At 45.3% G+C, this 18394-nt stretch carries 17 protein-coding genes; 5 read left to right on the top strand and 12 right to left on the bottom strand.

What is annotated here, in order from left to right:
* Positions 1 to 2: 2 nt before the first annotated feature.
* The 4 genes from C1G49_RS00820 to C1G49_RS00805 form a co-directional block, all read right to left on the bottom strand.
* Entirely contained in the window at positions 3 to 797 is a 795-nt protein-coding gene (locus C1G49_RS00820) for a phosphatidate cytidylyltransferase (protein ID WP_161942062.1), read from the bottom strand.
* A 21-nt stretch (positions 798 to 818) separates the two neighbouring features.
* Entirely contained in the window at positions 819 to 1574 is a 756-nt protein-coding gene (locus C1G49_RS00815; RefSeq protein ID WP_105124255.1) for an isoprenyl transferase, read from the bottom strand.
* A gap of 158 nt (positions 1575 to 1732) precedes the next feature.
* On the bottom strand, positions 1733 to 2044 hold the full coding sequence (yajC, locus tag C1G49_RS00810) for a preprotein translocase subunit YajC (protein ID WP_105124254.1): 312 nt from the start codon (positions 2042 to 2044) through the stop codon (positions 1733 to 1735).
* A gap of 110 nt (positions 2045 to 2154) precedes the next feature.
* Complete coding sequence (locus C1G49_RS00805) at positions 2155 to 3447, bottom strand: adenylosuccinate synthase (protein WP_029187714.1); 1293 nt, start codon at positions 3445 to 3447, stop codon at positions 2155 to 2157.
* A 363-nt stretch (positions 3448 to 3810) separates the two neighbouring features.
* Here C1G49_RS00805 and gshAB point away from each other — a divergent pair, with 363 nt between their 5' ends.
* The 3 genes from gshAB (at position 3811) to dusB (ending at position 7984) form a co-directional block, all read left to right on the top strand.
* Entirely contained in the window at positions 3811 to 6042 is a 2232-nt protein-coding gene (gene gshAB, locus C1G49_RS00800; protein ID WP_105124253.1) for a bifunctional glutamate--cysteine ligase GshA/glutathione synthetase GshB, read from the top strand.
* A gap of 78 nt (positions 6043 to 6120) precedes the next feature.
* Positions 6121 to 6987 (top strand): Hsp33 family molecular chaperone HslO, encoded by an 867-nt coding sequence (gene hslO / locus C1G49_RS00795; protein WP_013730589.1) that lies wholly within the window; start codon positions 6121 to 6123, stop codon positions 6985 to 6987.
* The gene (dusB, locus tag C1G49_RS00790; protein ID WP_105124252.1) at positions 6980 to 7984 is read left to right on the top strand and encodes a tRNA dihydrouridine synthase DusB; all 1005 of its coding nucleotides are present in this window, start codon (positions 6980 to 6982) and stop codon (positions 7982 to 7984) included. The genes hslO and dusB overlap by 8 nt, the downstream gene beginning before the upstream one ends.
* A 202-nt stretch (positions 7985 to 8186) precedes the next feature.
* On the opposite strand, the gene C1G49_RS00785 is transcribed toward dusB, so the two are convergent.
* From C1G49_RS00785 to C1G49_RS00760, 6 genes are all read right to left on the bottom strand, one after another.
* The gene (locus C1G49_RS00785) at positions 8187 to 8960 is read right to left on the bottom strand and encodes an NUDIX domain-containing protein (RefSeq protein WP_105124251.1); all 774 of its coding nucleotides are present in this window, start codon (positions 8958 to 8960) and stop codon (positions 8187 to 8189) included.
* Between the two features lies 1 nt (position 8961).
* Positions 8962 to 9768 carry a nicotinamide riboside transporter PnuC gene (pnuC, locus tag C1G49_RS00780; RefSeq protein ID WP_105124250.1) on the bottom strand — a complete coding sequence of 269 codons (807 nt, stop codon included), beginning with the start codon at positions 9766 to 9768 and terminating at the stop codon, positions 8962 to 8964.
* A gap of 10 nt (positions 9769 to 9778) precedes the next feature.
* Complete coding sequence (locus C1G49_RS00775; RefSeq protein ID WP_105124249.1) at positions 9779 to 10816, bottom strand: AAA family ATPase; 1038 nt, start codon at positions 10814 to 10816, stop codon at positions 9779 to 9781.
* A gap of 125 nt (positions 10817 to 10941) precedes the next feature.
* The gene (locus C1G49_RS00770; RefSeq protein WP_105124248.1) at positions 10942 to 11442 is read right to left on the bottom strand and encodes a GNAT family N-acetyltransferase; all 501 of its coding nucleotides are present in this window, start codon (positions 11440 to 11442) and stop codon (positions 10942 to 10944) included.
* A gap of 8 nt (positions 11443 to 11450) precedes the next feature.
* Positions 11451 to 13907 carry an ATP-dependent Clp protease ATP-binding subunit gene (locus C1G49_RS00765; RefSeq protein WP_105124247.1) on the bottom strand — a complete coding sequence of 819 codons (2457 nt, stop codon included), beginning with the start codon at positions 13905 to 13907 and terminating at the stop codon, positions 11451 to 11453.
* Between the two features lie 4 nt (positions 13908 to 13911).
* Positions 13912 to 14370, bottom strand: a complete 459-nt coding sequence (locus C1G49_RS00760; RefSeq protein WP_105124246.1) for a CtsR family transcriptional regulator — start codon at positions 14368 to 14370, stop codon at positions 13912 to 13914.
* Positions 14371 to 14643: 273 nt separating this feature from the next.
* On the opposite strand from C1G49_RS00760, the gene C1G49_RS00755 reads away from it, so the two are divergent.
* Both C1G49_RS00755 and C1G49_RS00750 read left to right on the top strand, forming a co-directional pair.
* Positions 14644 to 14982, top strand: a complete 339-nt coding sequence (locus C1G49_RS00755) for a thioredoxin domain-containing protein (protein ID WP_105124304.1) — start codon at positions 14644 to 14646, stop codon at positions 14980 to 14982.
* A complete protein-coding gene (locus C1G49_RS00750) occupies positions 14982 to 15683 on the top strand; it encodes a GNAT family acetyltransferase (RefSeq protein WP_105124245.1) in 702 nt (233 codons plus the stop codon). The genes C1G49_RS00755 and C1G49_RS00750 overlap by 1 nt, the downstream gene beginning before the upstream one ends.
* A 442-nt stretch (positions 15684 to 16125) precedes the next feature.
* On the opposite strand, the gene tsf is transcribed toward C1G49_RS00750, so the two are convergent.
* Both tsf and rpsB read right to left on the bottom strand, forming a co-directional pair.
* Positions 16126 to 17166: a translation elongation factor Ts gene (gene tsf / locus C1G49_RS00745; RefSeq protein WP_105124244.1), complete on the bottom strand. Its 1041-nt coding sequence runs from the start codon at positions 17164 to 17166 to the stop codon at positions 16126 to 16128.
* A 158-nt stretch (positions 17167 to 17324) separates the two neighbouring features.
* Positions 17325 to 18101: a 30S ribosomal protein S2 gene (rpsB, locus tag C1G49_RS00740; RefSeq protein ID WP_012775356.1), complete on the bottom strand. Its 777-nt coding sequence runs from the start codon at positions 18099 to 18101 to the stop codon at positions 17325 to 17327.
* Positions 18102 to 18394 lie beyond the last annotated feature (293 nt).

The following is an 18394-nucleotide window of genomic DNA, read 5'->3' as shown; positions in this document are numbered from 1 at the left end:
CCTTAAAACAGTCCAAAGAAGTGCATGATAGGAAGGACAAAGATCATACCATCAAAGCGGTCTAAAATACCACCATGACCTGGAATCAGATTGCCAGAATCCTTGACACCAAAGTGGCGCTTAATAGCACTTTCTACTAAATCACCAAATTGAACAAAAGCAGAGAAGATGGCCACCAATACCAACATCAAGAAGAAGGGGTAACCTGCTCGAAGGCTTTTATCAACCAATAAGAAAATAATCGACAAGACGAGAGCTGAGCCAATCCCACCAAAAAATCCTTCCACCGTCTTATTGGGTGATACTTTTGGTAATAACTTTCTTCGACCAAATTGGCGACCAACCAGATAAGCCCCAATATCCGTTGCCCATACAATACAAAGTGCAAACAGTACCTTATTCAAGCCATCCGTCCGTGCCAACAGCAAATTATGAAAACCAATCCCTACATAAAAACTGGAGGCAATCGGAAAAACAACATCCGAGTAGTTGTACTCTCCCAAATTAAAAACGGTCGTCCCTAGAAGAAGGAAAACAACAATGGCATAGGCTGTATAGTTGCCATCTGTTGGAAGAAAAGTCAAGTAATGCTGCAAGGGCAAGGTCAAAACCAAACTTGCCAACATGGCCAAAGTCCCCTCAATAGAGTAGGGAGTTAAACCGTGCATCTTAATCAATTCAGCCGTAGCAATCATCGCTAATAGGCCTACGAAGAAATGAAAGGCAGTTCCTCCTAGCAATAAAAAGGGAAGGAAGACCGCAAAAGCAATCCCTCCAAATACCACTCGTTTCTGCAAATCGTTTGTCATAACCTCTCCTTACACGCCACCAAAACGCCTGTGGCGACGGTTGTATTCTTTAATAGCTAATTTCAGTGCCTCACCATCAAAATCTGGCCAAGCAATATCTGTAAAATACAGCTCACTATAGGCTGTCTGCCAAGGCAAGAAATTACTCAAGCGCAATTCTCCACTGGTCCGAATAACCAAATCAGGATCACGAAGAGCAGGCGACAGACTTCCAGTATAGAGATAGTCCGCAATCAGCTTTTCATCAATATCCCCTGGATTAAACTTAGCATCCAAGACATCTTGTGCAATGGCCTTGATTGCTCGGGTCACTTCATCACGCCCACCGTAGTTCAGGGCAAAATTCAAAATTAAACCCGTATTATTCTTGGTTTTTTGCTCTGCCTTGTACAAGGCATTCAAAGTAGGCTCTGGAAGCTTAGAATGGTCCCCAATCATCTGGATTTTAACATTATTGGCATGGAGTTCTGGAACATATTTATCATAAAATTCCACAGGCAAGTTCATGATAAACTTCACTTCTTTCTCTGGTCTGGACCAATTTTCTGTTGAAAAAGCATAGACCGTCAAGACTTTCACACCTAAATCTGCTGCTGTCTTGGTCACTTTTTGAAGGGCATCCATTCCAGCCTTGTGCCCCATAATCCGAGGTTGCATCCGCTTCTTGGCCCAGCGACCATTGCCATCCATGATGACCGCTATATGCTTGGGTACCTCAATAGCTGTTTCAAGACTTTCCTTCTTTTTAAATTGAAATTTGAACATGGTAGTTTCCTTAAGATATTATTTACTCTATTTTCTCCGTCATACTGACAAAAAATAAGGATATAATCAGTCTATTATACCATATTTGTAGGGATTTAAGCAAAAATCAGCTAGCACAGTCAAGCAAAAAACCGAGGGTCCCCTCGGCTTTCAGTCATCTATTCTTCAATAGCTGTTTCTGTTTTTTCTTGACTTGCTTCTTCTACGATAGCTGAAGCTGCTGGAGTACTGGCTACACGGTTACGAATAGCCCCACGTTCAAAGGTCAGGTAGACCCCATCCACGTCCAAGACAACCTTCTTCTCATCGATTTCATCGACAATACCAAACAAGCCACCAATGGTAACAATCTCATCACCTTTTTTAATCTGACTAAGTGCATCTTGGCGCTGTTTTTGTTGTTTACGCTGGCTATAGAACATAAAGCCAATCATAGCAAGCATCAAAACAGGAAATAATAGTCCTTCCATTTGTGTACCTCTTCTTTTAGTTTATGAACATCATTATACCAAATTCCAGCCTAGAAAGCAAAATTCGGTCGCGCAAAAAAGACCGAACTCCCGTTCAGCCTTTATCCATCTTATTTTGAACTCCACACACTCTCAAGGATGTTGGTCTGTTCACGACCTGGTCCGACTGAGAAGGTTGAGATACGCACGCCTACCAATTCGCTGATACGACGAACATAGTTGCGAGCCGCTTCTGGCAATTCATCTAAGCTACGAACACCTGTGATGTCTTCAGACCAACCTGGCATTTCTTCGTAGATTGGTTTGCAGCGTTTGAGCTGTTCCAAGCTTGCTGGGTAGTGGTCAATCCGCTCACCATCCAAATCGTAAGCCACGCAGATTTTCAAGGTTTCAAGACCTGACAAGACATCAATCGAGTTGAGGGACAAGTTGGTAATACCTGACACACGGCGACTATGGCGCATGACAACAGAGTCAAACCAACCGACACGGCGTGGACGGCCAGTTGTTGTACCGTATTCTTTACCGATTTCACGGATACGGTCTCCGATTTCATCGTGCAATTCAGTTGGGAATGGTCCGTCACCAACACGGCTGGTGTAGGCCTTACATACACCAACAACCTTGTCAATCTTGCTTGGGCCGACACCGCTACCGATGGTCACACCACCAGCAACTGGGTTTGAAGAAGTTACAAATGGGTAGGTCCCTTGGTCAATGTCCAACATAACCCCTTGCGCCCCTTCAAACAAGACACGTTTGCCTTGGTCGAGAGCATCATTCAAAATTACAGAGGTATCAGTCACATATTTCTTGATTTCTTGACCATAAGCGTAGTATTCTTCAAAAATTTCATCAAACTCGATTGGCGTTGACTCGTACATTTTCTCAAACAAACGGTTTTTCTCAGCCAAGTTTGTTTTCAAGCGCTCTGCAAAAATCTCTTTGTCCAAGAGGTCTGCAATGCGGATACCAACACGCGCAGCCTTATCCATATAAGCAGGACCGATACCCTTGTTGGTTGTACCAATCTTGTTCTCACCTTTGGATTCTTCCTGCAACTGGTCCAATTTGATGTGATAAGGCAAGATGACGTGTGCGCGGTCTGAAATCCGCAAATTATCTGTCGTCACACCTGAATCGTGGAGGTAGTTGATTTCCTTAACCAAGGATTTTGGATTGACAACTACACCATTTCCGATAACCGAAATCTTTTCTGGAAAGAAAATTCCAGACGGAATCAAGTGCAACTTATACTTGGTGCCGTCGATAACGATAGTATGTCCTGCATTATCTCCACCTTGATAGCGCGCGATTACTTCAGCATTAGCAGACAAGAAGTCTGTAATTTTACCCTTACCTTCGTCGCCCCATTGGGTTCCTACAACAACTACTGATGTCATATTCACTCTTTCTCTGAACTGGCTGACCAGTCCAGCCTTTCTTCTACTTCTGGCAGGAATCTCACCTGCAAGTTTCGTTTTACAATCTATTCTACCAAAATACGAACATTTTTTCAAGAATTACCAATATTTTCGTTTATATCGGATGTTGTTTCTTGTTGCATTATTTTCAATCTCAAAATACGAACAAACGCTTATCCTGAACATTTTTAAAATTGTTTTTGACAGGAATTCCCGAAGCCTCCCAATCCTGTCCTCTTACCAACTTCATTTTTTCTTTCAAAACGTAGCAGAAATTTGTATTTGTTTTATAAACTAGATAAAATTGGTGTAAGACACTATCAGAAATTGGACGGATTGCATATGTTACAGAAATTATCCCCAAATAGTCCCATCCTCCAAGCCACCTTTGGTTTGGAACGGGAATCCTTACGAATAAATAGCGACAACCGCGTGGCTCAGACACCACATCCTGAAAAACTGGGCTCACGCAGTTTTCACCCCTATATTCAGACCGATTACAGCGAGCCACAACTAGAACTGATTACACCAGTGGCTCATTCGACCAAGGAAGCCCGTCGTTTCCTCGGAGCCATCACGGATGTAGCGGTGCGGTCTATGGAAAAAACGGAATACCTATGGCCCCTGTCCATGCCACCTGTGATTTCAGCGGATGAAATTCAGATTGCTCAGCTGGAAAGTGACTATGAGTATCAGTACCGTGTCGGCTTGGCAGAACGCTACGGCAAGTTACTTCAATCCATGTCTGGCATCCACTATAACTTTGAGCTCGGCAAGGACCTGACCCAGCAACTCTTTGAAGTGAGCGATTACGACGACCTCATCACCTTCAAAAACGCCCTCTATCTCAAGCTGGCTCAGAATTTCCTACGCTACCGCTGGCTCTTGACCTACCTCTACGGAGTTAGCAGTCTGGCAGAAAAAGGATTTTTGACAGAGGAAATTGGCTGCGTGCGGTCCATTCGCAATTCCAACTACGGCTATGTCAACGCCCCTGATGTCCACATCTCCTTCTCTTCTTTGGAGCAATATGTGACCGACATCGAGCAGGCGGTTGCTAGCGGTCAGCTGTCTGCCGAAAAGGAATTTTACTCTGCGGTTCGCCTCCGCGGTGCCAAGACCAGCCGGGACTTCTTGACCAAGGGCATTACCTACTTGGAGTTCCGCAACTTCGACCTCAACCCCTTCGAGCCTCTGGCCATTAGCCAAGAAACCCTCGACACCACCCACCTCTTTGCCCTAGCTCTACTCTGGCTTGATGACATGGAGCAGGTTGAAGAGGAACTGGCAACAGCGGCAGACCTCAACAACCGCATCGCCCTCAGCCATCCCCACACTCTCCTACCAGCAGAGGCAGACGCCAACCCTATCCTGACTGCCATGAAGTCTATCGTTCAGCATTTCGGACTAGATGATTACTACAGTCAGCTCATCGCTCAGGTGGAGGCAGCCCTTCAAGACCCTCGTCTGACCCTTTCTGGAAAAATAGCAGAGCAGGTTGAAGACGGGTCTTTGGAACGATTTGGCCAGCAGCAAGGTCGACTTTTCCATGACTATGCTTGGACAGCCCCTTACGCCCTCAAGGGCTATGAAAACATGGAACTCTCCACCCAGATGATTCTCTTTGACGCCATTCAGCTGGGCTTGCATGTCGAGATTTTGGATGAAGAGGACCAGTTTCTCAAACTCTGGCATGGTGACCATGTCGAGTACATCAAAAATGGCAACATGACTTCCAAGGACAACTACGTCATCCCTCTGGCCATGGCCAACAAGGTCGTAACCAAAAAGATTTTGGACCAGGCTGGCTTCCCAGTGCCTGCGGGAGCTGAATTTTCTAACAAGGAAGAAGCCCTGCGTTACTACGGACAGGCAGCCAGCTCTGCTATTGTTGTCAAACCAAAATCCACCAACTTCGGCCTCGGCATCTCTATCTTCCAAGAACCTGCCAGCCAAGCAGACTATGAAAAAGCCCTAGATATAGCCTTTTCGGAAGATAGCCATGTGCTAGTGGAGGAGTTCGTAGCGGGAACTGAGTACCGCTTCTTCATCTTGGACGGCAAGTGCGAGGCTGTCCTGCTCCGCGTCGCAGCCAATGTCGTTGGGGATGGGCAGTCAACCATCCGTGAATTAGTGGACCAAAAAAACCAAGATCCCCTGCGGGGCCGCGATCACCGCTCACCGCTTGAAATCATCAATCTGGGTGATATCGAACTGCTCATGCTGGAGCAACAGGGCTACACACCTGATACGGTCTTGCCAGAAGGCGTCCAAGCCTTTCTACGTGGCAATTCCAATATCTCCACCGGTGGCGACTCCATTGACATGACCGACCAAATGGATGAATCCTACAAGCAACTGGCTGCCGCTATGGCGACGGCTATGGGGGCTTGGGCCTGCGGTGTAGATTTGATTATTCCTGACCGCACCAAGCCAGCCAGCAAGGAAGAGCCCAACTGCACCTGTATCGAGCTTAACTTTAACCCAGCCATGTACCTGCATACCTATACCTACGCAGGACCTGGTCAGAGCATTACGCCGAAGATTTTGCGGAAGTTGTTTCCTGAACTATAAACTGGCTAGTCATAGTCAGTTTTTTACTTTCGGTCACTCCCTTTCCCCATTTTCCCCACTTGTGCTATAATAATCCTTATGGATAAAATTATTAAGACACTATCAAAGAGCGGGCATTTTCGTGCCTTTGTGCTAGATAGCACAGAAACCGTAAAAACTGCCCAAGAAAAACACGACACCATGGCTTCATCAACCGTGGCACTAGGACGCACCCTCATTGCCAATCAAATTTTGGCTGCCAATGAAAAAGGCGACACCAAGATCACCCTGAAAATCTTGGCCAGCGGTGCTGTTGGGGCTATCATCTCTGTTGCTAATACCAAAGGGCAGGTCAAGGGCTACATTCAAAACCCAGACTTGGACTACAAACGGACGGCGACTGGCGAGGTTATCGTTGGGCCTCTTGTAGGGAACGGACAATTCCTGGTCATCACAGACTACGGAACAGGTCACCCTTACAATTCCATGACGCCATTGATTTCTGGTGAAATCGGTGAAGACTTTGCTTATTTCCTGACAGACAGCCAACAAACACCTTCTGCGGTGGGACTGAATGTCTTGTTGGACGAGGAAGACAAGGTCAAGGTGGCTGGCGGCTTCTTGCTGCAAGTTTTACCAGGTGCAACTGAGGCTGAAATTGCCCGTTTCGAGAAACGCATCCAAGAAATGCCTGCCATTTCAAGCTTGCTGGCTTCTGAAAACCATATTGAAGCTCTGCTATCCGCCATTTATGGCGACGACGACTTCAAACGCCTGTCAGAAGAAGAAATCGGCTTTGTCTGCGACTGCTCTAAAGACCGCTTCCTCGATGCTCTGGCTAGTCTGCCAAAAACGGACCTACAAGAGATGAAGGAAGAAGACAAGGGCGTGGACATCACCTGCCAATTCTGCCAGACCCATTACCACTTTGACGAAAACGATTTGGAGGAACTCATCAATGGCTAATCTCAATACCCCTTTCATGATTGGTGATGTGGAAATCCCCAATCGCTGCGTGCTGGCTCCTATGGCTGGCGTGACCAACTCAGCCTTCCGTACCATTGCCAAAGAAATGGGCGCAGGCCTGGTCGTTATGGAAATGATTTCTGAAAAAGGCCTTCTCTACAACAACGAGAAGACCCTCCATATGCTCCATATCGACGACAACGAATACCCTATGTCTATCCAGCTTTTTGGTGGCGACGCTGAAGGACTGAAACGGGCTGCCGACTTCATCCAGAAAAACACCAAGGCCAACATCGTGGACATCAACATGGGCTGCCCTGTCAACAAGGTCATCAAGAACGAAGCTGGTGCCAAGTGGCTCAAGGACCCCGACAAGATTTACCACATCATCAAGGAAGTGACCTCGGTCCTAGACATTCCTCTGACCGTTAAGATGCGGACCGGTTGGAACAATACCGACCTAGCGGTCGAAAATGCCCTGGCCGCAGAAAGTGGCGGTGTGTCTGCCCTGGCCATGCACGGACGGACCCGCGAGCAGATGTACACAGGAACAGTCGACCTGGAAACCCTCACCAAGGTGGCTGGCAGCCTGACCAAGATTCCCTTCATCGCAAACGGCGACATCCGCAATGTAGAAGATGCCCGCCAGCGAATCGAGGAAGTCGGTGCAGACGCTGTCATGGTCGGCCGGACTGCCATGGGAAATCCTTATATCTTCAACCAAATCAACCACTATCTTGAAACTGGAGAAGTCCTGCCCGACCTCTCCTTCGATGACAAACTCAATGTCGCCTTTGACCACCTGACCCGATTGACCAATCTCAAGGGCGAGTCAGTTGCCGTCCGCGAATTCCGTGGCCTTGCTCCCCACTATCTCCGTGGCTCAGCTGGTGCAGCCAAGATCCGTGGAGCCGTTGCCAAGGCAGAAACTATTGAGCAGGTCCAAGAACTCTTTGACCAAGCACGAGAAGCCTATCAGGAACGGATTGCTAAATAATATAGTCATTTGAATTAACTTTGATACATCGTCACTTTCGGCTTGCCGTACTCTGCGGAAGTGACTTGCTTTGCAAGTTATATCTCCAACCTAGCACAGCCACTAGGCTGTGCTAGCAACCTGCACCTCAGTTCCTTGTCTGAAAGCTCTTCATTCGACTATATCAAAACCTCCAGTTTGAGCTGGAGGTTTCTTTATCTTTTTATGAACTTTCTTTCAAGCGGTAGGTCTTTCTGGGTTTGCGTTTGGGCAATCGTTCCACTCCAACTTCTTCCACAAAGTCACCATACTTGGCTAGGAAATTATTGTGGAGGATTTTTTTGTCAGGGGAAATCAGATTGACCAAGTCTGTCGCAGCGTAGATGTTAAAGGGTTGCTGCAAGAGATTAAGAAAGGTAGGATTCCACTTCATCCGTCCCTGAATCCGCTGGATAGAGGTCATGACAATCTCGTAATGGTCAAAGGCAAAATCCTCTGCCGTCAAGACCTGCCCCTCATAAGAACACTGCGAAGTCTTAAAATTCACATCGATAACAATCGGTTCCCTGCCATCTGGACCTGTCTTGACCAAGTCCAGCGCCTGACTAGGCAGGTAAACCAAGTGGGCAATGGTCATCATCCAGCCCCGCGGATCCCGTTCAGGATTGGAAACTGTCAAGAGCTGCTCGATGTGATTCCGCGGCAAATCCAGTCCCGCTTCTTTTTTTATCTCACGCTGGCAGGTCTGATAGGCATCCTCGCCTCTGGCAATAAAACCACCTACCAAGGAGAGTTTGTGTTGACAAGGATGGGCAGCTCGCCGAATCAGTAAAAGTTTGATTTTACCTTCCACAAAACTGTAAACCACCATATCAGCTGTCACACTTGGTTTTTCAAAACGTGGCAAATCCTGTTGTTGGTACCAGGCCAAGAACTCCTCTTCTGTCCCGTATTTTTCATAATATTCCTTGTCTGATAGACCATCTGCCCCAACCATCCTACACCACCTGCCTCTCTTTTATGGACTTAGACCATTGGTACCAGCCAACCGCACTATTCAAAGCATAAACCCAGTACATGGCCTGCATGTGAAGTGATGTCCCCCACCAGAGATAGATAGAAAAGAGGTTGGTCGCAATCCAAAAGATCCACTGTTCACGATAGAGGTAGGTCATTAAGAACTGACCCGTCCAGTTGGTTCCATCTGTGATGGAATCACGGAAAGGACGGGCTGAGCCAACAGATTGGTAAATCAGACCAAAACTTGCCCAAACCAGCAAAGTGAAACTCAACCATTTGAGCCAACCTCTTAAGTCCAGCTTACGTGCTTCAAACTCCGTTTTCTCCTCTTCTTCAACTCCATTGACCCGAGCTGACAACCAGAAATACAAACCCACTGGCTGCATGACAATGAAGAAGATGGCTGTCATCACTTCTCCATAAAACATATTTTGATAGGAGAGAGCAAAGTAAATCACGCTATTCAAGAATCCAAAAAAGTAGTTACTAGCACGGCCTTCTGCCACCATAATCACGCAGACAATACCTGTCCAGGAGGTAAAGAGCCCAACCCAATCATGATTGGCAGCACCATTAGTAAATTCCAACAGAAGGGGCACACTAGATAAAGCCAGCAAGTAGAGCCATTGTTTTAGAGTACGCCCCAAAAACAAGTCTGCAATAATGGCTTGTAAAACCCCAATAAACCCTAGTTTTTTTGCTCTAGCTGCAATAGCTGCCATATTTTCTGGCACCTTCTTCAAGGATGTATGAAGACGAGTAATTCGATTTGTAAGTTGTTCCATCAATTCTCTCCTAGAATTCTTGATAAATGCCATCGATCAGCTGGATAGCTTTGGCATAATTTTCTGCATAAGACCCACCGATAAAGGCTAGCGGAGTCTGGGGATGATTTTTTGCGACCAATTCCTTCAAATGCTCAGTAAAAGCATTGCGAATGTTCGTGTCAGCCATAGTCATATCCCGAAAACCATCATCGACATAAGAGCCCGTCGGCAAGACAAAGATAATCAAATCCCATTTTTCATTCTTGACCGTATCGGCACAAAGTGAATGGAAGGAACTAGAGGTCTCACCAATATAATAATTATAGTAGGCTTCCGTCACGGTAGCATTCGTATCTGCAATCACTAGACCTCTATTAGTATCCGAATCAATCAAAATAGAAGTCTGGCGGTATTGACCAGTCAAAAGATAGTTATAATCTTTTCCTGTTAGCTCATCATCACGTACATTATAGCGTTGTTGGTAGTGACGAGCATACTCTAGCGAAACAGGACAGGAATAATACCGTCCCAGATCTCGCACCAGTGTCGTTTTCCCGTTTGAAGCAGATCCGACCACTAAGATATTTTTGGAAAAATGCCGACGGAATGGCTTGGCAATCATATTCCAATACTTAGCAGACTGTTCGCGGATAAGGGTAGCAGAAATTCCAAAGTTTCTCTCTGTGAAGGAAGCCTTGAAACCTCGAGTACGCAATTCATCTGCATACTCCTGCTCTGATACATAGAAAACTAATTCTTCATCTTCCTTAGTAGCCACCAAGTCCTGCAGGGCTTCTAACCAGGGCGTCCACCCTTCTGGATAGGGCGGCATACCTGTCTCATCCAACTTAAAGACCGATACCAAGGGTTCATCATTGAAAGTTTCACGAATATAGCGAAAGCGTTTTTGCAAGCCCAAACCAATTTGGTGACCTCGGTCATTCTCATATCCAGATACGATAACAACCGCCCGATCGCACTCTCGTTTGGCCCGCTGGATGAGGTCAATATGACCCTTATGCATGGGAGCAAAGGTCCCAAAAATAACTGCAACTGATTGTTTCATAATCTACCTTTTTATTATTTTTTATATTTTATATCATACATGTTTGTACAAAAAAAGTCAATGTTTTTATACTTTTTTATAGAAAGGTTCAAACCAAGAAAAATAGAAGGTAGTCTCTCTACCCCCTATTTCTTCATATGTTTTTCAAAGCGGAAGAATAATTCTGCATCTGGAAAGTCAGGTACATGCTCCATCGGATGAGCTGGATTGAAAAATTCCACAATCTGAAAACCACATTTATTGACATAGAAGTGAATATTGCGCACCTCAAAATGCGGGGTGTGGGTTTCCCAAACTTCCGTGTCTGGATAGGCTTGTTCAAGAGCCAGCCAGATTTTTAAGCCTAAACCCTGTCCCTTATGATTGCCATCGACAAACAAAAGGTCCAAGGAGTTGCGATTGGTTACTGAGTCAATCTGGACAACAACACCACCAACCAAATCATTCTGCCAATAAACCTGAAAAGCTTGGGCCTTGGGAGCAAGCAGGCTTTCCAAAATTTCTTCCCGACTAATCACCTCTTCACCCTCAGGCATGTCATCCGCCAAGGCCTCCCGAAAGGCCATTTGATTGCGAACAATAAAGGCTTCCTTTTCTTCTTCCAAAAGCGGTCTTAGTTCAAGCATCTTACCACCTATTTGACCACATCAAACTTAAGCTCTTCGCCCTTAACCCCAATCTTCAAGGTTGAACCAGTTGGTAACTCCCCACGGAGCAACATCTCTGCCAATGGATCTTCCAACTTGGTCTGCAAGAGTCTACGAAGTGGGCGAGCCCCCATTTCTGGGTCGTAACCTTGTTTAGCCAATAACTTAAGGGCAGACGGCTGAAGTTTGAGAGTAATGTCTTTCTCAGCTGTTACCGCAAGCAAGGATTTGACCATAACCTTGACAACATCCTGCATATGCCTTTCCGTTAGGCTATGGAAAACAACTTTCTCGTCAATACGGTTGATAAATTCAGGACGGTAGGCTTTTTTCAATTCCTCAAAAATGCGCTTCTCCACTTCCTTGTGGTCCTTAGACAAATCAAGAGCCCCAAAACCAACTGTCTTATCATCCCGAAGAGCTGTCGCTCCAAGGTTGGATGTCATGATAATAATGGTATTTGAGAAATCAACCTTACGTCCCTTACTGTCCGTCAAGACACCATCATCCAAGACCTGCAAGAGCACATTGAAAATATCTGGATGGGCTTTTTCAACCTCGTCAAAGAGGAGAACAGAGTAAGGTTTGTTGCGGACTTTTTCCGTCAATTCGCCCCCTTCTTCATAGCCCACATAGCCCGGAGGGGCACCATTTAGACGGATGGCTGCGAATTTCTCCATATACTCGGACATATCAAAACGGATAAGAGCAGATTCATCATCAAAGAGAACCTCTGCCAAGGCTTTAGCCAACTCCGTCTTACCGACACCCGTCGGTCCCAAGAACATGAATGAACCAATCGGTCTGCGACCTGTTCGAATACCTGACTGATTACGACGGATGGCCCTGCTGACTGCAGAAATGGCTTCTTCCTGGCCAATGACACGCTGGTGTAATTCGGCTTCCAAATTCAAATACTTCTTGGCATCTGACTGGCTAAGCTTGGTCACAGGGATACCAGACAGACGACTGAGGGTTTCTAAGACATCTTCTTCCGTCACTTCCAAGTCATAGTTTTGACTGGATTTAGCTGCTTCTTTTGCTTGACGCAGTAACTTGCTAACTGTCTTATACTTACCAGCCATCAAAGCCTTATCCAGACTGGTCAAACCAGCTTCTGCTAATTCTCCCTGTCCCTTGGCACGATTTTGCACGGTTGCACTGGCTTCATCTAGCAAGTCTATTGCTGAATCTGGCAGGTTTTTACTGGTCAAATACCGCTTAGCGTAGGTTACAGCAACCTCTACAGCCCTATCTCCAATACGGACCCTATGGTATTTCTCAAAAGTCCCTTTTAGACCAGACAAAATGGCAATGCTATCTTCCACAGTCGGCTCTTCAATCATCACTTTGGCAAAACGACGTACCAAGGCCGCATCTTTTTCGATATGCTTTTGGTACTCATCTTGAGTCGTCGCCCCAACTGTCCGAAGAGTTCCGCGAGCCAGGGCCGGCTTGAGGATATTGGCCGCATCCAAGGTCGAATCAATACCAGAGCCTGAACCCATAATGGTATGCAGTTCATCAATAAAGAGAATGACCTGACCATCTTCTTCGATGTCATTGATGATATTGTTCATCCGCTCTTCGAAGTCACCACGGAAACGAGTGCCCGCAATCACATTCATCAAATCAAGTTCTAGTACCCGCATCTTAGATAGACTAACAGGCACATCACCTGAAGCGACACGTTGAGCCAAGCCCAAAGCAAGAGCCGTTTTTCCGACACCCGCATCACCGACTAGGACAGGATTATTTTTTGTTTTTCGGGACAAGATTTGAATCATACGTGAAATTTCAGCATCCCGGTCAATAACAGGTTCCATCTTTCCTTCTCGGGCTAGTGCAGTCAAATCACGGGTATAGTCCTCCAATCCACCTGTTTGGGGACCAGGAGGCATCCCCATCATCTGTCCCGCATTGGCTGGCTTGGCTTTTCCACCCTTCAAGATACTGCGAATAGATTTCAAATCTTCCTTTGTAAAGCCTGCACGTGTTTCCAAGGTTTTTCGTAAATCAATAAAACGAATCTTATCATCTGAGTCCTCAAAATGAAAACCGACCTTGTCCAAAATCAGACTGGCAGTCGAACGTCTGTTCAGCAACATGGCTAGGAAAAGATGTTCCGTTCCCAACTCCTTGGCCTTGACCACTTCCGCAATCTTTTTTGCCAAACTAGCTGTTTCATCCAAACGTTTAGAAGACGGTAAGATACGAAAACTCTCCAAGTCTTCACGATAGACCTTCTCCGTCACGACAAAGGTCGCATGCTCATACTCTGAAATAGAAGCAGGATATTCTGCCAAGACGGCCCCTGCAACCGTATCGTGATTGATGACAAAGGCCAGGAGAATATGCCAGGTTTCTAAATAGTCACAGGCATAGCGTTGGGCGACCAACTGGGCATCTTCAAACACCCTTTGTAAACCAGTTGAAATTTTCATGAATTTATTCCTCTTTCCTATCTAAGCGCCGCAAAACCTGACGCATCATCCGAGCGCGAATACTATCTGCATCCCTGCCCAAGACCTCATCCGAACCAGTTGCCAAAAAGAGATTTCCCTCTCTTTCTGTCATCAATCCTTCATCAAACAACAACTGCAGAATATCTGCATAGACCGTCGCAGACAGTTGTTCGCCCATATTGTTTAGTAAATCATGAACCAGTTCATGCTTGTCTGAAAAGGTAATCCGACCAATGCGGATGTAACCACCGCCACCTCGTTTGCTTTCTACAATATAACCTCGACTGGCTGTAAAACGGGTTTTAATGACATAGTTTATCTGGCTGGGAACCACTTCAAACCGGCTGGCCAATTCGCTGCGGCGCAACTCTGCCACATTGACCTGGTCCAAGATGGCTTTGATATGCTCTTCGATATAATCTGATGTATTTTTCATCGCCATAGTATCGCCTCTTTCTTTGACTATCTTTGACCATTATACCCTAATTTGACAAATATTGAAAGAAAAAGCCCAGCCTTATCCGTAGCAGAATTTTGAAATCTCTCCTCAAATTTTCTATAATAGAAAGAAAAAGGAGAAAGGACTAGGGCTTCCGTACTTAGTTGAGCTGAATACGGGCTAGGGACTTGGCCAAAAAGGAAAACAAGACGTTTGCATCGTCGTTTTATTTTCTATTTTATCTGTGTCCACTTAAGGCCCTTTATATCTTATACCATGAACTTTCAAGATTACATTCAAGATTTTACAAATGTGACTGTGGAGCAGGCACAGAGCCTGCTAACTGCCAAAGAGGGGGCTGTTCTCTTCATCGGACGAGCAACCTGTCCTTACTGCAACCGCTTTGCGCCAAAACTCCACAAGGTAGCCCAAGACAAGCAAGTGACCATTCACTTCCTCGACTCTAGCCAAGTCAGCCCTCAACTCCAGGCCCTTCGCGACCACTACCAAGTTCCTACCGTACCAGGTCTCTTGGTCGCTAAATCGACTGGAGTCCAAGTCCGCTGCGACTCCAGCATGACCGAAGAAGAGATTGCGGTCTTTATTCAAGACTAATGCTGGACATTTCCTACCAAGCCAACACCTTCCACATCTCTTATCAAGGAAGACCACTCGGTAAGATTCGCAGCTACCAAAATCCCTACCACCAGACCAATAGCTATCTGCGACTGGCTTTGGTCGATTACGATTGGACCATAGCAGAGCAGCTCTTCCAGTCCTTACAAACTTACTTAGGCGGAAAAACTCTTCAAGTTATGCTCTCTTCTGCAGAGCAGGAAAGAATCCATTTCCTTACCGCAGCTGGCTTTGTCTGCAAGCGGAAATGTTATGAGTTCGAAGTGACCAAACAAGACTACCTTGGTCAAGCAGACACCACCAACCTAAACATAGTCCGCAAAGGCACCGCACCTTATCAAATAGCCTGTCAGCAAGTCTTTGACCACTATCAAACAGTCCACCAAGACATCAATCCTTGGACTGCCAGTCAAGAAGAATTTGAAAAGGGCTTACCTGATTTGGTTTATACAGACTCAAAAAATTGTGCCTTCATAGATACCGATGAAATTGCCTACGTATGCGGAAAAGATGAACAAAGCTTTGGTTCCTTCATCCAAGCAGTTATTTGCCAACTATTTGAACAGTATGAACAAATTAGCTTTGAGGCTGATGACTGCGATCCTATCGCCATGCATTTAGCTGACCAATTCCGACAACCAAACAAGCCTAGCTGGGATACTTATATTTTAGAAATCTAACAAAAAGCACCGACCACATGGCCGGTGCTTTTTAAGGAGATTATGAAAAATATTTAGGATTGATAATAGTATAACTCACTCGACCTGTTCAGACATCCGCCCTAAGACCGATTTTACAAAAAATTCCCCCTTTCGGAAGTTCTTGAATTGTCGAGTAAGCTTTCAGTTTGCTTTTAGTACTCGCTTCAAATGGTTTGGGGAACCTTTGAAGGCTGGAGATAGTGCGAACCAAGTTCGCCTCAAAAAGAGCCGTACAGCTTGTAAAGTAAGTCACATTCGTGAAGTACAGCTCTCAATATGAAAAGAACTCCCTTTCGGAAGTTCTTGAATTATCGAGTAGTTTTTCAGTTTGCTTTTAGTACGAGGCAACGAGCCGTAGGCTGTACTGAAGTACGGCAAGGCGAGTTAACGAAGTAATAAAAGATAAAATGAAGACTACAAATTATTTACCAAGAGCTGCTGCCATCGTCGCTGCAACTTCTGCTTCAAAGTCGTTTGAAGCTTTCTCGATACCTTCACCTACTTCGAAACGAGCAAATTCTACAACTGAAGCGTTTACTGAGTTCAAGTAAGCTTCAACTGTTTTGCTGTCGTCCATGATGTACACTTGAGCAAGAAGTGTGTAAGCTTGGTCAACTTGAGTGTTGTCAAGCATGAAGCGGTCCATTTTACCTGGGATGATTTTGTCCCAGATTTTTTCTGGTTTGCCTTCTGCTGCCAATTCTGCTTTGATAGCTTCTTCAGCTGCTGCAATCACTTCGTCAGTCAATTGAGCTTTTGAACCGTATTTCAACAATGGCAATGCTGGTTTGTCAACCATTGCACGGCTTTCGTTGTCTTGTTCGATTTTGTGGTTGATTTGTGCCAACTCATCTTTAACGAATTGCTCATCCAACTCAGTGTAAGAAAGAACAGTTGGTTTCATCGCAGCGATGTGCATTGAGATTTGTTTCGCAAGAGTTTCGTCACCACCATCGATAACTGAGATAACACCGATACGACCACCGTTGTGTTGGTAAGCACCAAATGCTTGAGCATCTGTTTTTTCAACCAAAGCAAAGCGACGGAATGAGATTTTCTCACCGATAGTTGCAGTTGCGTTTACGTATGCTTCTTCAAGAGTTTCACCTGAAGGCATAGCCAATTTAAGAGCTGCTTCGTTGTCAGCTGGTTTACCTTCTGCAATTACTTTAGCAGTAGTGTTTACCAATTCAACGAATTGAGCGTTTTTCGCAACAAAGTCAGTTTCAGCATTCACTTCAACAACTGCTGCTACGTTACCATCAACGTAAACACCTGTCAAACCTTCAGCTGCTACACGGTCAGCTTTCTTAGCCGCCTTAGCCATACCTTTTTCGCGAAGCAATTCAATCGCTTTTTCGATATCACCTTCAGTTTCAACCAATGCTTTTTTCGCGTCCATAACGCCAGCACCTGATTTTTCACGCAATTCTTTAACGAGAGCTGCTGTAATTTCTGCCATGTCTATTCTCCTTGTTTGTATTTATAAAATAGAGGAGCGGGCTCAGCCCTGCCCCTCTAGGATTGTTTTTTGTTGTTCGATAATATGTAGAATGTACTCGGACTAAAAAGCTATAATTTAGATAAATCTAATGCTTTTCTTAACGTCTTCATTACTTATTATTTACCTTCTACAACTTCAACCAATTCTTCAATTGATTCTGTAGATGCTGGCTCAGCTGCCAATTCAGCTTCAACTGCTGCTACGCTGTCTTCACCTTGGTTACCTTCGATGATAGCGTCAGCCATTTTAGCTGTGATCAATTTAACAGCGCGGATAGCGTCATCGTTAGCCGGGATGATAACATCGATGTCATCTGGATCTGTGTTTGTGTCAACCATGGCTACAACTGGGATACCCAATTTCTTAGCTTCTTTAACAGCGATTTGCTCTTTGTGTGGGTCAACGACGAACATTACGTCTGGAATGCGTGGCATGTCAGCGATACCGCCCAAGAATTTTTCAAGACGAGCACGTTGTTTGTTCAACAATGCTACTTCTTTCTTAGGAAGCACTTCGAAAGTTCCATCTTCTTCCATGCGGTTGATTTCTTTCAAACGAGCGATACGTTTTTGGATTGTACCCCAGTTTGTAAGAGTTCCACCCAACCAACGGTGGTTGATGAAGTATTGACCAGCGCGGATAGCTTCGTCTTTAACAGCTTCAGCAGCTTGTTTTTTAGTACCTACGAACAAGATAACTGCGTCGTTTGCTGCAGCATCACGGATGAATTCGTAAGCTTGGTCAGCCAATTTTACAGTTTGTTGCAAGTCGATAACGTGGATACCGTTACGCTCTGTGAAGATGTACTTAGCCATCTTAGGATTCCAGCGACGAGTTTGGTGACCAAAGTGTACACCAGCCTCAAGAAGTTGTTTCATTGAAATTACTGCCATGAGTATTTCTCCTTTTTGTTTTTTCTCCTCTCCCGAACTTCGACTTGCAGCCCAACCTTTCGGCAACAAGACCACAATTGGTCCGAGATGAGTATTTGTTGCATAGCAACTCTATTAGTATATCAGAATACCTGCCTATTTTCAAGCAAAATAGTAGATAAATTCGGCAAAAATCGGCACCCTAAATTCTCAAAGTAAGTTCTAGTCTAACGCCAAAACTGGAAATTAGACTGAGACAAAAAAATAAGCTAGAACTTACTATGGGACAAGTTGGTAACTAATAATGAAAAACA

Source organism: Streptococcus suis (assembly GCF_002960625.1).
GTDB lineage: Bacteria > Bacillota > Bacilli > Lactobacillales > Streptococcaceae > Streptococcus > Streptococcus suis_T.
Note: the sequence above shows the minus strand (reverse complement) of the source record. Positions and strands in the feature narration are given on the sequence as shown.

Excerpts from the sequence above, each read along its gene's own strand:
- C1G49_RS00815 (WP_105124255.1), bottom strand. The coding sequence starts at position 1,574 with ATGTTCAAATTTCAATTTAAAAAGAAGGAAAGTCTTGAAACAGCTATT.
- yajC (WP_105124254.1), bottom strand. The coding sequence starts at position 2,044 with ATGGAAGGACTATTATTTCCTGTTTTGATGCTTGCTATGATTGGCTTT.
- C1G49_RS00805 (WP_029187714.1), bottom strand. The coding sequence starts at position 3,447 with ATGACATCAGTAGTTGTTGTAGGAACCCAATGGGGCGACGAAGGTAAG.
- gshAB (WP_105124253.1), top strand. The coding sequence starts at position 3,811 with ATGTTACAGAAATTATCCCCAAATAGTCCCATCCTCCAAGCCACCTTT.
- hslO (WP_013730589.1), top strand. The coding sequence starts at position 6,121 with ATGGATAAAATTATTAAGACACTATCAAAGAGCGGGCATTTTCGTGCC.
- dusB (WP_105124252.1), top strand. The coding sequence starts at position 6,980 with ATGGCTAATCTCAATACCCCTTTCATGATTGGTGATGTGGAAATCCCC.
- C1G49_RS00785 (WP_105124251.1), bottom strand. The coding sequence starts at position 8,960 with ATGGTTGGGGCAGATGGTCTATCAGACAAGGAATATTATGAAAAATAC.
- pnuC (WP_105124250.1), bottom strand. The coding sequence starts at position 9,768 with ATGGAACAACTTACAAATCGAATTACTCGTCTTCATACATCCTTGAAG.
- C1G49_RS00775 (WP_105124249.1), bottom strand. The coding sequence starts at position 10,816 with ATGAAACAATCAGTTGCAGTTATTTTTGGGACCTTTGCTCCCATGCAT.
- C1G49_RS00770 (WP_105124248.1), bottom strand. The coding sequence starts at position 11,442 with ATGCTTGAACTAAGACCGCTTTTGGAAGAAGAAAAGGAAGCCTTTATT.
- C1G49_RS00765 (WP_105124247.1), bottom strand. The coding sequence starts at position 13,907 with ATGAAAATTTCAACTGGTTTACAAAGGGTGTTTGAAGATGCCCAGTTG.
- C1G49_RS00760 (WP_105124246.1), bottom strand. The coding sequence starts at position 14,370 with ATGGCGATGAAAAATACATCAGATTATATCGAAGAGCATATCAAAGCC.
- C1G49_RS00755 (WP_105124304.1), top strand. The coding sequence starts at position 14,644 with ATGAACTTTCAAGATTACATTCAAGATTTTACAAATGTGACTGTGGAG.
- C1G49_RS00750 (WP_105124245.1), top strand. The coding sequence starts at position 14,982 with ATGCTGGACATTTCCTACCAAGCCAACACCTTCCACATCTCTTATCAA.
- tsf (WP_105124244.1), bottom strand. The coding sequence starts at position 17,166 with ATGGCAGAAATTACAGCAGCTCTCGTTAAAGAATTGCGTGAAAAATCA.
- rpsB (WP_012775356.1), bottom strand. The coding sequence starts at position 18,101 with ATGGCAGTAATTTCAATGAAACAACTTCTTGAGGCTGGTGTACACTTT.